The following is a 12,546-nucleotide window of genomic DNA, read 5'->3' as shown; positions in this document are numbered from 1 at the left end:
AGCGGCCAGCTCGTCAAGGAAGGGGGCAGCACGTACGGTCCTCGATCGGTGGACGGCGTTACGGGGCGCGCCGGGGCCTCAGCCGGCGACAGGGACACCGTACGTCCGCTGGACGTTCTGGGCCCGCCAGGTGGTGACCCCGGTGCGGGCCAGCAGCATCGCGGCGACCGAGAGCAGGATCGCCGGGCTGCCCTGATGGACGCCCAGGACCGCGGCGAGGGCCATCAGGCCGCCGCGCAGCACCATGGCGCAGAGCCACACCCCGGCCGCCGCCCAACTGCCCTTGGTCCACACCACCCCGTCCGCGTCCGTCCAGATGCGCGTCGTCCAGGCCCAGCCCGCACCGCAGGCCAGCCCTATCAGGAGGCCCACGGCCAGCAGGACGGCGGAGGCGGTCCGGTGCGCGGGGTCCAGCAGGCCGGGCTCACGCAGCGCCAGGAACGCCAGGACGGCGGGGATCAGCCACCACTTCCTGCCCTCGGACGTGATCCGCTGGGTGCTGAACTGCTTGACGAACACGAACACGACAGCCGCGACGATCGCCGCGATGTTGAGCAGGCCGCTCATGACCTGAGCCTCCGGGAGACGGGGTTTTCCGACGTCCCCGACGCTACGGAGAGTGGCGGCCGCGCGGATCGGAGCCAGGGTGGGGAGCGGGTGGAAAGCGCGGCGGGCGCCGCTCCACCCTGGGGTGGAGAGACGCCCGCCCGGGCTCAGGGAGCGCTCAGGTGTCGATCCGGGAACGGTCCAGAGTGGCCGCGGAGTTGGTGATGAACTCCTTGCGGGGGGCGACCTCGTTGCCCATCAGGAGGTCGAAGGTCTTCTCCGCCGCCTCCAGGTCGCTGATGTTGATCCGGCGCAGGGTGCGGTGGCGCGGGTCCATGGTCGTCTCGGCGAGCTGGTCGGCGTCCATCTCACCCAGGCCCTTGTAGCGCTGGATGCTGTCCTTGTAGCGGACGTTCTTGCGCTGGAGCTCCAGCAGGGTCTGGCGCAGCTCGTTGTCCGAGTAGGTGTAGATGTACTTGTCCTGCCCCTTCTTGGGGTTGGTCAGCTCGATGCGGTGCAGCGGCGGCACGGCGGCGAAGACCCGGCCCTGCTCGACCATCGGCCGCATGTACCGCTGGAAGAGGGTCAGCAGCAGGATGCGGATATGGGCGCCGTCGACGTCCGCGTCGGCCAGGAAGATGACCTTTCCGTAGCGGGCCGCGTCGATGTCGAAGGTGCGGCCGGAACCCGCTCCTATGACCTGGATGATGGCGCCGCACTCGACATTCTTGAGCATGTCCGAGACCGACGACTTCTGGACGTTCAGGATCTTGCCGCGGATCGGCAGCAGGGCCTGGAACTCCGAATTCCGGGCCAGCTTGGCGGTGCCCAGCGCGGAGTCGCCCTCGACGATGAACAGCTCGCTGCGGTCGACGTCGTCGCTGCGGCAGTCCGCGAGCTTCGCGGGCAGCGAGGAGGACTCCAGCGCCGTCTTCCGCCGCTGCGCCTCCTTGTGCTGGCGCGCGGCGATGCGGGTGCGGGCCGCGGCGACGACCTTCTCCAGGACGGCGCGCGCCTGCTGCTTGGCGTCCCGCTTCGTGGACGTCAGGAACGCCTTCAGCTCCCGGCTCACCACCTGGGCGACGATCCGGGAGGCGGCGGAGGTGCCCAGCACCTCCTTGGTCTGGCCCTCGAACTGCGGCTCGGCGAGGCGGACGGTCACGACCGCGGTCAGGCCCTCCATGGCGTCGTCCTTGACGACGTCGTCCTCGGCGACGCGGAGCAGCTTGCTCGACCGCAGGACCTCGTTGACCGTCTTGGTGACCGCGCGCTCGAAGCCGGAGACGTGGGTGCCGCCCTTGGGGGTGGCGATGATGTTGACGAACGACCGGAGGGTGGCGTCGTAGCCGGTGCCCCAGCGCAGCGCGATGTCCACACCCAGTTCGCGGGTGACTTCGGTGGGTGTCATGTGGCCGCGGTCGTCCAGGACCGGCACGGTCTCCTTGAACGTGCCCTGCCCGGTCAGCCGCAGGACGTCGCACACCGCCTTGTCCTGCGCCAGGTACTCGCAGAACTCGCTGATGCCACCGTCGTAGCGGAAGGTCTCCTCCGTCTTGCCGGCGCCGTCGAGGCCGCGCTCGTCGCGGACGACCAGGGTGAGGCCCGGAACGAGGAAGGCCGTCTGGCGGGCGCGGGCGTACAGCGTCTCCAGGGAGAGCTTGGCGTCCTTGAGGAAGATCTGCCGGTCGGCCCAGTAACGGACCCGGGTGCCGGTCTTCGTCTTGGGGATCCGCTTGCCCTTGTGCAGGCCGTTGGCCGGGTCGAACGGGGCGTCCGGGCCCGATTCGGTGAAGATGCCGGGGACGCCGCGGCGGAAGCTGATCGAGTGCGTCTTGCTGTTGCGGTCGACCTCGACGTCGAGGCGGGCGGAGAGGGCGTTGACGACCGAGGCGCCGACGCCGTGCAGACCGCCGGAGGCCGCGTACGAGCCGCCGCCGAACTTTCCGCCGGCGTGCAGCTTGGTCATCACGACCTCGACGCCGCTCAGCCCGGTCTTGGGCTCGACGTCCACGGGGATGCCGCGGCCGTTGTCGCGCACCTCCACGGACCCGTCGTCGTGGAGGATCACCTCGATGTGGTCGCAGTAGCCGCCGAGCGCCTCGTCGACGGAGTTGTCGATGATCTCCCAGAGGCAGTGCATCAGACCGCGGCTGTCCGTGGAGCCGATGTACATGCCGGGGCGCTTGCGGACCGCTTCGAGGCCCTCAAGGACGAGCAGATGCCGCGCGGTGTAGTTGGAACCGTCCCGGTCTGCCCCGGTCAGCACTGCGGTGGACGGCACGGACATCTCGGCGGTCACGCGGTTCGCTCCTCGCTGAATTTCTGGCAGTCCGCATTCCGCGGACTCGGTTGTGGCGGTGTCGCCCGTCAGAGGGTACCGAGGCCTGGTAGAGCCGATGTGACGCCACCCGTAAGCATGCTCATGGTAGTAGAATTTCGCTCGTGCGTTCGATCGCTCGTTGGGGTGACGTCCGAGTGACGTGCACATCACGTTCCCTTCGAGGCATGAACCATTTAGGCTCCGGGCACGTCCTCATCAACAACCGGCAAGCCAGCCGGGGGGACCGACCCAGCACCCAACGTGAATCAGACCACCAAGCAATACGGCTCATTCGCCGCCACCCGGCAGCACCCGGCCCCCTCGAAGAATTTTTTTCGAGGAAAAGGCACGAGCGGGAACGTTTTCGGCCTGGTTGGATGTTGACCCTGGTACGACAGCTCGTCGAGCTAGAGAAGAGGCGACGTGACTACTGTTCTGACACCCGCGAGCCCGCTGACGGCCGCTGACCGCTGCGACCGCTGCGGCGCCCAGGCATACCTGCGCGTCGTCCTGATGTCCGGCGGAGAACTGCTCTTCTGCGCCCACCACGGTCGCAAGTTCGAGCCAGAACTCAAGAAGATCGCCGCGGAAATACAGGACGAGACGGAGCGGCTGAACGCTTCTCCGGCGTCCGCGTCCGATGAGGAACGCTGACACTTCGCATCCACGACGAGCGAGCAGCGGCCTTGCGCCGTGAGACGGGCGGTCACCCCGGCACCACCGGGGGGCCGCCCGCTCTCGTTCGCGCGCCCCGCTCGTCTGCCGGCTCCCCGCGGCGGCTCAGCCCGCACCGTGCGCCGATACGGCCGGAAGCAGCGCCCAGGCCCGCGTGTAGACCCCTGGGCTCCCCGCCTGGCCACAGCCGGTCCCCCAGGACACCAGCCCCACGAGACGTCCGCGGACGACCAGCGGTCCACCGCTGTCGCCCTGGCAGGCGTCCCGCCCGCCGTCCGGCTCCCCCGCACACAGCATGGAGCGGGACCGGTACGTTCCGTCCGCGGTGCCCGGATAGGCCCGCGCGCAGACCACGTCGCGCAGCACGTTGACGTGCGCCGAGCGCAGCCGTGACGCATAGCTGCCCTCGCCCGTGGTGTCTCCCCAGCCGTAGACCGTGGCCCGGCTGCCCGGCCGGTAGCCCCGGTCCTTCCGTCCCGCTATCGGGATGGGCCGGTTCGGCACTGGCCTCGGGAGCGTGAGGACGGCCATGTCGCCCTCGTTGGTCCAGCTGTCATAGCGGGGGTTCACCCAGACCTTCGCCGGCTTGACCTCCTGTCCCCCGCCACCGGTGAGGTTGTCGCGCCCGATCACGATGCGCAGGTCCCGGACCTGGCGCCAGGGGACGCCCAGCACTTCCTTGCTCAGGCAGTGCGCGGCCGTCACGACCGTGGAGTGCCCCACCAGCACCCCTCCGCAGAACTGACCGGAGCGCTGGGCCCCGAAGCGCTCGTGGGAGGCCAGCGCCACCGCCCAGGGACTCTGGGACAGCTGGGTGGGCTTCCCACCGATCACCGACTCGTCCGCGGTCGCCGGCACCGGCAGGGTGAGGACCAGTGCGAGGGCTCCGAGAGCGGCGCCTGCGGTCGGACGCATACGGACTCCTGACTGTGGGACAGCTGTCGCCCACCCAGAGTGACCCAAACGGCTGCGCCCCGCACCCGGACGGCGGCGAGCCCGGCCCCTCCCCATTGGAGAGACCGGGCTCACGGCGCTGTACGGGCCGGGCGGTTCGACTAGTCGAGGTAGTCCCGCAGCACCTGGGAGCGCGACGGGTGACGCAGCTTCGACATCGTCTTCGACTCGATCTGACGGATCCGCTCACGCGTGACGCCGTAGACCTTGCCGATCTCGTCCAGCGTCTTCGGCTGGCCGTCGGTGAGACCGAAGCGCATGGACACGACTCCGGCCTCCCGCTCCGAGAGTGTGTCCAGAACCGAGTGCAGCTGCTCCTGCAGGAGCGTGAAACTCACTGCATCGGCGGGCACGACCGCCTCGGAGTCCTCGATCAGGTCACCGAACTCGCTGTCGCCGTCCTCACCCAGCGGGGTGTGCAGCGAAATCGGCTCGCGGCCGTACTTCTGGACCTCGATGACCTTCTCGGGGGTCATGTCGAGTTCCTTGGCCAGCTCCTCCGGGGTGGGCTCGCGGCCCAGGTCCTGGAGCATCTGGCGCTGGACACGGGCCAGCTTGTTGATGACCTCGACCATGTGGACGGGGATGCGGATCGTACGGGCCTGGTCGGCCATGGCGCGGGTGATGGCCTGGCGGATCCACCACGTCGCGTAGGTCGAGAACTTGTAGCCCTTGGTGTAGTCGAACTTCTCGACCGCACGGATCAGACCGAGGTTGCCCTCCTGGATCAGGTCCAGGAAGAGCATGCCGCGGCCGGTGTAGCGCTTGGCCAGGGAGACCACCAGACGGAGGTTGGCCTCCAGGAGGTGGTTCTTCGCCCGGCGGCCGTCCTCGGCGATGATCTCCAGCTCACGCTTGAGCTTCGGCGCGAGCTTGTCGGAGTTCGCCAGCTTGTCCTCGGCGAACAGGCCCGCCTCGATGCGCTTGGCGAGCTCGACCTCCTGCTCGGCGTTGAGGAGCGGGACCTTACCGATCTGCTTGAGGTAGTCCTTGACCGGGTCGGCGGTGGCGCCGGCCGCGGCGACCTGCTGGGCCGGGGCGTCGTCCTCGTCATCGTCGGAGAGGACGAAGCCGGCGTTCTCCGGGGTGTCGGCGCCCTCGGGGCCCTCGCCCTTGCCGGGGGTCGGGGTCTCCTCGGTCACCTCGTCGTCGAGCAGCTCGTCGACGTCCTTCTTGGCCGCGGTCTTCTTCGCGGTGGCCTTCTTGGCCGTGGTCTTCTTCGCGACCGTCTTCTTGGCGGTCGCCTTCTTCGCCGCTGCCTTCTTCGCAGGCGCGGACTCGGACTCACCGGCCGGGTCCGCCGCGGGGGCGGTGGCGGCGGCGGTGGTCTTCTTGACCGTGGCGGTCTTGGCCGCGACGGTCTTGGTGGCGGTGCGCTTCGCCGGACTCTTCGCTGCGACGCTCTTGCGGGTGCGCTTGGGCGCCTCTGCGGCACTGACCATCAGCGTCACACCCTCCTCGTCGAGGATCTGGTTGAGGCTGCGCAGAACGTTCTTCCACTGGGTTGGCGGAATCTGGTCAGCCTCGAAGGCCCGACGCACGTCATCGCCGGCGATCTGCCCATCTGCCTTTCCCCGCTCGATGAGCGCCATCACAGACTCGGACTCGGCGATCTCCGGCGGGAGCGTACGGGATGTGCTGGCCGACACGAACAACCTCTCGGAACGATGGAAACGGCTTCCGACCCCGTCCAGTGTGGATCGGAGCCGACGACCGCCGGTGGGGATGGACCGACGGCGCAGGGGCAACCGGGGAGTTGAACAGCGTCACGAACGCCGCTCGTATTCCCTCCTCGGCTATCACCTCTTAAGTCATCGCGCTTCCCGGGAGAGCGTTACGCCCAATCTGCGTGGCCCGAGTCACACCCCATAACGACCCATTCCCTGTCATATGACATGCAATCCTCCCGAGATCTGCCGCCGGATCCGGTCGACGCCCCGGATCCGGCGAGCGGGTGCGCCTTCGCCGCGTACGGCGTGCCCAGCCCGAGAGGTACGCAAGGCACGGGGCCGCGCGGCGCCTACGTTCCGTACGCGGTCGGGTACGGCTTTCAGTGCTCGCGGGGCGCGGGGACGACGTGGTCCACAGGCGTCCCGGAGCCCTGGCCGACCGCCTCATGGGCGGCGAGGAGCTGGCGCATCGCGGATTCGGCCGCCGTGGCGTCGCCGGTGCCGATGGCGTCGACCACCCTCATGTGCTGGCCCACGGACGTCTCGACCGGCCGCTCGCAGCCACCGGCGGGTCCGCCGGAGACGTGCAGGGCGGCGGAGACGATGCCGGAGAGGTGCTCCAGCATGCGGTTTCCGGCGAGCTGGAGCAGCAGGGAGTGGAACTCCGCGTCGGCACGGCCGAAGGTCATGATGTCGCCCTGGGCCGCGGAGTGGCCCATGATCTCGACCATGTCGGCCAGCCGCTGCTGGATGTCCTCCCGGCCGTGCCCGGCGGCGAGCCGGGCGGCCAGCGGCTCGATCGTCCAGCGCAGCTCGCACAGCTCCCGGCGCTGGTCGTCACGCTGCGGCCCGTAGGCGCGCCACTCGATGATGTCGGGGTCCAGGAGGTTCCAGTCGCTGACCGGACGCACCCGGGTGCCCACGTTGGGGCGCGCGCTCACGAGCCCCTTGGCCTCGAGGACGCGCAGTGACTCACGGACGACGGTGCGGGAGACCTCGAAGCGCTGGCCGATCTCCTCGGGGACGAGCGGACGGTCGGCGCCGAGATCGCCGGAGACGATCATCTGGCCGAGCTGCTGGACGAGTTGGCCGTGCAGGCCGCGGCCGCGGCTGCCGGCCGCGCGCCGGCCGACCCGGCCGATCTCGGCCTCGGAGCCGTCCCAGACCTGCGGAACGCGCTCGGCACGCTCCGGGCCGACCGTGTTGCCGGTGTTCGCGGCGTTGGCGGCGTTGGCGTAGGGGTAGCGGTCAAGCTCGCCCGGGCCTGCGAGGCCGGTGTCGCCGGGGCGAGCCGCGGTCATCATGGTGTGCGCAAGGGTACTCACGCATCCTTTGTCGGCGACACCCTGAACACCCTTGAGGTCTTTGGTGAAAAGCACACGAAAGGGTGATCGCCCCCCATCTCTGAATTGACGCTTTATCGGAAGGAAATGCGCTGCCCAGGGCGAGTTACGAACAGCATGCGCAACAACAGGGCGTCAAAACAGGCGCCTTACTCGACCGGAACGGAGAGCCACAGCGCTCCGTAGCGACATCGCCGCAGGCCAGGGCCGGTTGTCCGCAACGACGGCGCGGCGCCTGCGGATTGAGCCGAGCCGCTTCTCACGACCGATATGGCGCGGTCGATTCCGGACCGCCACTTGACGGCCACCGCACAACCACTCCTTGAAAACAGGGAATTTCACACCCGGAACAGCGGCATCAACGGGCATCCACCACACCGGATGACGACCCATTCCGCACCTCGACTCACGAGGCTCTCCGCGCCACGGGCGTTACCCGGCAGGTGAGTTGAGGAATCCACTCGGGGGCGACGACATCGGGGTGCGCGCCCGGCGGCGACGCCGACGATGCGGGCGGTGCGAGCGGCGCCGAAGCAGGCCGGGGTGCGACCGGCACCCGACGGCCGCAGCGACCGCGACGCCGCGGGAGGCGGGCCGTCGACAGGCGCGCGGCCGGACGTCGGCCATCGGCGGGACGAGCGGACCCACCCGGACAAGGTATCGGAATATGTCCTATTTTCTCGTAATTGTTCAATCGTGTCGGTTTCCGCGGTGCGCGGCGCACAGGAGAGAACAGTCGCCCGTTGTCGCCCCCATCGGATACGCGGCGGCCAAGGCCGAGGGCCTTACTCAGACCTCGGGGCGCAGCATTGGGGGGTTGAGCAGCGTCGCGCCACCGGCCCGGAAGAGCTGCGCAGGGCGGCCGCCCTGTCGCGTCGTGGTGCCGCCCGTCGGCACCAGGAATCCTGGCGTGCCGGTCACCTTCCGGTGGAAGTTCCGGGGGTCCAGGGCCACCCCCCACACGGCCTCGTAGACCCGGCGCAGCTCCCCCACCGTGAACTCCGGCGGGCAGAAGGCCGTGGCGAGCGAGGAGTACTCGATCTTCGAGCGGGCCCGCTCCACCCCGTCGGCGAGGATCTGGGCATGGTCGAAGGCGAGCGGGGCCCCCAGCTCGCCCTCGCGGGCATGGGCGTCGTCCGGCTCCAGCAGGGTCTCGACCGGCGCCCACCGGGCACTGTGGGCGTCACCGCCGGCCGTGGGTGCCGGCAGGTCCGGCGCGAGGACCAGATGCGCGACGCTGACGACCCGCATCCGGGGGTCCCGCTTCGGATCGCCGTAGGTGGCGAGCTGTTCCAGGTGGGCGCCGTACACGGGCGGGGGTCCGGCCGGGGTCTGGGCGTGCAGACCGGTCTCCTCGGCGAGCTCCCGGGCGGCCGCTGCCTCAAGGTCCTCGTCGGCCCGGACGAATCCGCCGGGCAGCGCCCAGCGGCCCTGGAACGGCGGCTCACCGCGGCGGACAGCCAGCGCGCAGAGGGCGTGGCGGCGCACGGTGAGCACGACCAGGTCGACGGTGACAGCGAAGGGCGGGAAGGCCGACGGGTCGTAGGGAGGCATGGCGTGATCATAGTCGTCCGCCTGACGATAAACAGGCCCGCAGTACCTCACGAGCCCAGTTGCAGGCCCTCCGCAGCCGCTTCCACCATCCCCATGCCGAGTCTGCTGATCCGTACGGCGAACGGCTGCTCGGCGACGCTCAGCCCGGTGAGCTGCATCGCGCCGAGCGGGGCCGTACCGAGCGGCCGCACGGACACCGTGCCGGCCGGTACATCGGGGCGCAGGCCGGCGAGGGCGATCAGTATGTGCACCGCGCCGGCGGCCGACACCGCTGCCGGGCGGCAGGCCGCCGGATGTGGCACGGGTGCTCCGTCGGCCGTGCGCTGCTCCCCCGCGTACATCTCCGGGAGGCGGTGCCCGAAGCTCTCCGCGGCATCCAGGACGCCCCGGGTCAGGGCTGCGGCGGCCCGCTCGTGGCCGGCCGCGGCCAGTCCGGCGGCGGCGATCGCCGTTTCGTGGACGCGCACCGCACCGCTGCGGTGGCCGAACGGGTTGTAGCCGCTCTCCTTGGCACCCAGTCCGCGCAGTCCCCACCCGGAGTCCATGACCGGCCCGCTCAGCAGCCTCGCCAGCTGGTCCGTCTGGGCCGCGTCCAGCAGACCCGGGGCGAGGGCGCCACCGCCGAGCAGTCCGGTGTCGAGGAGATGGGCGGCGGCGGAACCCAGGTACGGAACGGGCCGGCCATCGACGGTTAGCAGCGCGGCGGGGCGGCCGCCGGCCCGGTCCTCCAGCCAGAAGTCCCTGCGGAACCGGGCGCGCAGCTCCGCGGCCCACTCACGCAGCGCCGCGGCGTCGGCGGATCCGCAGGCGTCGAGGAGATCCGCGCCCAGCAGGGCGGCCCGGTGGGCGTGGGCCTGGGTCTCGCAGCGGTACGGCCCGTCGGGCGCCGGATCGGGGATATAGCCGCTGCGGGCGCGGCCCACCGGGTCGGAGACGATCCGCAGCCATCTCAGACACCGTTCCGCGGCGGGCAGCAACCGTTCGGTCTCCGGCTCGGGCAGTCCCCAGCGGTGCGCCTCCGCGAGCACGGCCGGGAACAGCAGGGTCGCCTCGATACCCGTGCAGCTGGGCGGGGCATGCGGTCCCGCGTCCCGCAGGGCTCCCGGAATTCGGCCGAAATCCGGCCCTGGTGCGGCCTGTTGGCCACGGGCGAGCGCCCGCAGGGTGCCCGCGGCAAGCCGGGTGCCCAAGGGCAGCAGCATTCTGGCGGCCCACAGCGCCTCGGCCGGTGCCAGCCCGCAGCGCCAGGGGAACCCGCCCGCGAGATAGACATCAGCGGGCGCGGCCGGGTCCCGTATCGCCAGGCCGTACAGATCGTCCAGACCGGCCGCCATGAGGGCGTCGGCCCGGTGGTCGTCGCACTCCAGCCGGGCGTCCGACCAGGGGCGGGGTGGCCGGTCTGCGCGGGTGCGCGGCGCGAAGGTGCCGCTGCGCGGGCCGGGGATGCGGGCGTCCCCGGCGCGACGGTGCCCGGCGGGTCCGCTGCCCGGTCCGGCGGTCTGCTCCAGTTCGACGCGCAGCTCGATGGTGCGGCGGCCGCCGGGTGGGAGTTCGAGTTCCCAGCGCAGCAGCCCGGCCGAGGCCAGGGCGTCCTCGGGCGGCGGGTCGGCGGTCACCACCGCGTGCACTCCCGGCCCTGACCAGCGGAGACCGGAGCCGTGGACGGCGGCGCGCAGCTCGGGGCCCGGGAGGCCGACGGCGACGGCTCCAAGCTCCGCCAGGTCGGTCTGCAGACGGATCTCCACCGGCAGTCTGACGGGCCGGGTCGCGCTGCTGAGGAAGGTGATCCGCTCGGTGCCGTCGGCCGTCCGCAGCCGCTCCATCCGGATGTCCGGGTCCGGCCCCCGCTCACCGGTTCTGCGGATCGTGCCGACGAACCGGGCCCGGTCGGCGGCGGTCATCCGGCCCTGGACGACCAGCGGTTCACCGCCCGCGACCCGCAACTCGCAGTGGGACAGGACCCGCCGGCCGTCCCGGTAGAAGCCGTCCATGCCCTGGCCGGTCAGCTGCCCCGACGCGGGGGACACCGCGAGGGCCGGCAGTGCCACGCAGACCAGCGAGGAGTGGACGGGCTGTGGTTGAGGGGTCCGGGGCGGCGCCGGACGCCGCTCTTGGGACGGCCTGCGGGCCGGTTGGGTAGTGGGGACGATGCCTGGCACGCTCTGCACTCCCTGGTGACGTCGGGGCTTCGTACGGCCTGCGCCATACAGGTGAACGGTCCGGCCGGCGCCCAGGTCACGCCGGCCGCACAACGACCGGGCGGTCACCGCCGGCTCCGGTCGTCATGACCGCTCCGCCGCCCGCCACGTCCCCCGGTCGTACGTGCCCCGGGGCCCGTACCGCCGCGGGGTGCCCGAGGGCGGCCGGCGGGCGCGGTCCGGCCGGGCGCCGGGCGCTTGGCGGACGGGGATCGCTTCGCACCGGAGCCGGGCGCGCAGGCTGCGGCGCTCGTCGCTTCCTGGTGCTGCTCGCGCAGGCAGCGGCGCAGTGGTTCCGGGTCGAGCCCCTCGTTGATCGCGCGGTGCAGGAGCTGGGCGAAGGTGTAGCCGGGGTCGAGCGAGAGGGCACACCCGAGGGCCACCCGCGCCGAGGGGCCGTCCTCCGTGGACCAGCTGACCCATCCGGCGAGGGTGAGCGGTGCCGTGGCGTGCTCGGCATAGCCTCCGGCGCAGCGCCGGGCGAGGGCCCGCCACAGACGGAGGGCGGGGGCGGCGGCCGTGCCGTCCATCCACTCGGCCGCCCGGTCACGGGTGACCCGGTCCTGGAGTCCGAGGATGAGACTGGCCGCCTCGGCGTTGGTGATCAGCGCGTCGTCGCAGGCGTCCCGGGCCCGGTTGCTGCCCGTCGGGGTGTCCTGACGGAAGCGGTGGATCATTGCGGCGGCCAGATCGAGGGTGTCCTTCCGTACGATCGCCGCGCCGTCCGGGCGGAGCATCCGGGGCACCAATGCCCGGGCTGCCGCGTCCAGGGCCTTTTCCTGTTCGGCGGCCCGCTGCCCCGTGCGGGGCCGCAGCCTGGCCTCCATCTCTTTGAGCGAACCGCGCACCTGCATTCCGGCGTAGGCCGCCGCCGCGGCCATCACGGACGTGCCCGGCATCACCATCGGGGTGCCGTCCGCGGGGCAGCACCGGAAGTCGGGGCAGCAGTAGGACCAGAAGCGCCCGTTGGAGAGACAGAGGGCTTCGAGGACGGGGACGTCGAGCGCTCCGCAGGCCGTGCGCAGCCGCTGGGCGAACGGCTGGAGCCGGTCCCTGACGTCCCGGCCGTTCTCGCCCTCCGCGGGTTCCTGACAGAGGTAGACGATGATCGCCGTGGGTCGCGGGGCCCCCTCCTGACCGGCCGAGATCAGGCATTCGGCGAGCTGGTCGGCGACGTCGGACCACTGCGTCCGGTCCGCCGGGATGCCGAGCCGGACCCGGCCGCCGAACCGTCCGCGCTCACCGTGCAACGCGACCAGCACCACGCTGTCGTCCGGGAAGAAACC

Annotated in this window: 9 protein-coding genes; 1 reads left to right on the top strand and 8 read right to left on the bottom strand. The window is 71.2% G+C overall.

The features are described from left to right. Nucleotides 1-78 precede the first annotated feature (78 nt). On the bottom strand, nt 79-567 hold the full coding sequence (locus tag IG62_RS0107690) for a hypothetical protein (protein ID WP_030799020.1): 489 nt from the start codon (nt 565-567) through the stop codon (nt 79-81). 157 nt (nt 568-724) lie between these two features. Then, nucleotides 725-2,845 (bottom strand): DNA gyrase/topoisomerase IV subunit B, encoded by a 2,121-nt coding sequence (locus tag IG62_RS0107685; protein WP_030799019.1) that lies wholly within the window; start codon nt 2,843-2,845, stop codon nt 725-727. A gap of 444 nt (nt 2,846-3,289) precedes the next feature. Here IG62_RS0107685 and IG62_RS0107680 point away from each other — a divergent pair, with 444 nt between their 5' ends. Then, nucleotides 3,290-3,520: a DUF7455 domain-containing protein gene (locus IG62_RS0107680; RefSeq protein ID WP_030412880.1), complete on the top strand. Its 231-nt coding sequence runs from the start codon at nt 3,290-3,292 to the stop codon at nt 3,518-3,520. A gap of 126 nt (nt 3,521-3,646) precedes the next feature. Here the strand turns inward: IG62_RS0107680 and IG62_RS0107675 are convergent, their stop codons facing one another. The 6 genes from IG62_RS0107675 to IG62_RS0107650 form a co-directional block, all read right to left on the bottom strand. Beyond that, entirely contained in the window at nt 3,647-4,456 is an 810-nt protein-coding gene (locus tag IG62_RS0107675; protein WP_030799017.1) for a serine protease, read from the bottom strand. A 140-nt stretch (nt 4,457-4,596) separates the two neighbouring features. Continuing rightward, entirely contained in the window at nt 4,597-6,144 is a 1,548-nt protein-coding gene (locus tag IG62_RS0107670; RefSeq protein WP_030799015.1) for an RNA polymerase sigma factor, read from the bottom strand. A 401-nt stretch (nt 6,145-6,545) separates the two neighbouring features. Then, entirely contained in the window at nt 6,546-7,544 is a 999-nt protein-coding gene (locus IG62_RS0107665) for a FadR/GntR family transcriptional regulator (RefSeq protein ID WP_037837937.1), read from the bottom strand. Nucleotides 7,545-8,297: 753 nt separating this feature from the next. Next, the gene (locus IG62_RS0107660; RefSeq protein ID WP_030799012.1) at nt 8,298-9,062 is read right to left on the bottom strand and encodes an NUDIX hydrolase; all 765 of its coding nucleotides are present in this window, start codon (nt 9,060-9,062) and stop codon (nt 8,298-8,300) included. Nucleotides 9,063-9,109: 47 nt separating this feature from the next. After that, complete coding sequence (locus IG62_RS0107655; RefSeq protein WP_030799011.1) at nt 9,110-11,110, bottom strand: glycogen debranching N-terminal domain-containing protein; 2,001 nt, start codon at nt 11,108-11,110, stop codon at nt 9,110-9,112. 215 nt (nt 11,111-11,325) lie between these two features. Then, entirely contained in the window at nt 11,326-12,525 is a 1,200-nt protein-coding gene (locus tag IG62_RS0107650; protein ID WP_078871871.1) for a DUF4192 domain-containing protein, read from the bottom strand. Nucleotides 12,526-12,546: the final 21 nt, after the last annotated feature.

It is taken from the genome of Streptomyces sp. NRRL S-337 (assembly GCF_000720175.1).
Classification (GTDB): Bacteria; Actinomycetota; Actinomycetes; order Streptomycetales; family Streptomycetaceae; genus Streptomyces; species Streptomyces siderophoricus.
Note: the sequence above shows the minus strand (reverse complement) of the source record. Positions and strands in the feature narration are given on the sequence as shown.

Excerpts from the sequence above, each read along its gene's own strand:
- IG62_RS0107660 (WP_030799012.1), bottom strand. The coding sequence starts at position 9,062 with ATGCCTCCCTACGACCCGTCGGCCTTCCCGCCCTTCGCTGTCACCGTC.
- IG62_RS0107675 (WP_030799017.1), bottom strand. The coding sequence starts at position 4,456 with ATGCGTCCGACCGCAGGCGCCGCTCTCGGAGCCCTCGCACTGGTCCTC.
- IG62_RS0107690 (WP_030799020.1), bottom strand. The coding sequence starts at position 567 with ATGAGCGGCCTGCTCAACATCGCGGCGATCGTCGCGGCTGTCGTGTTC.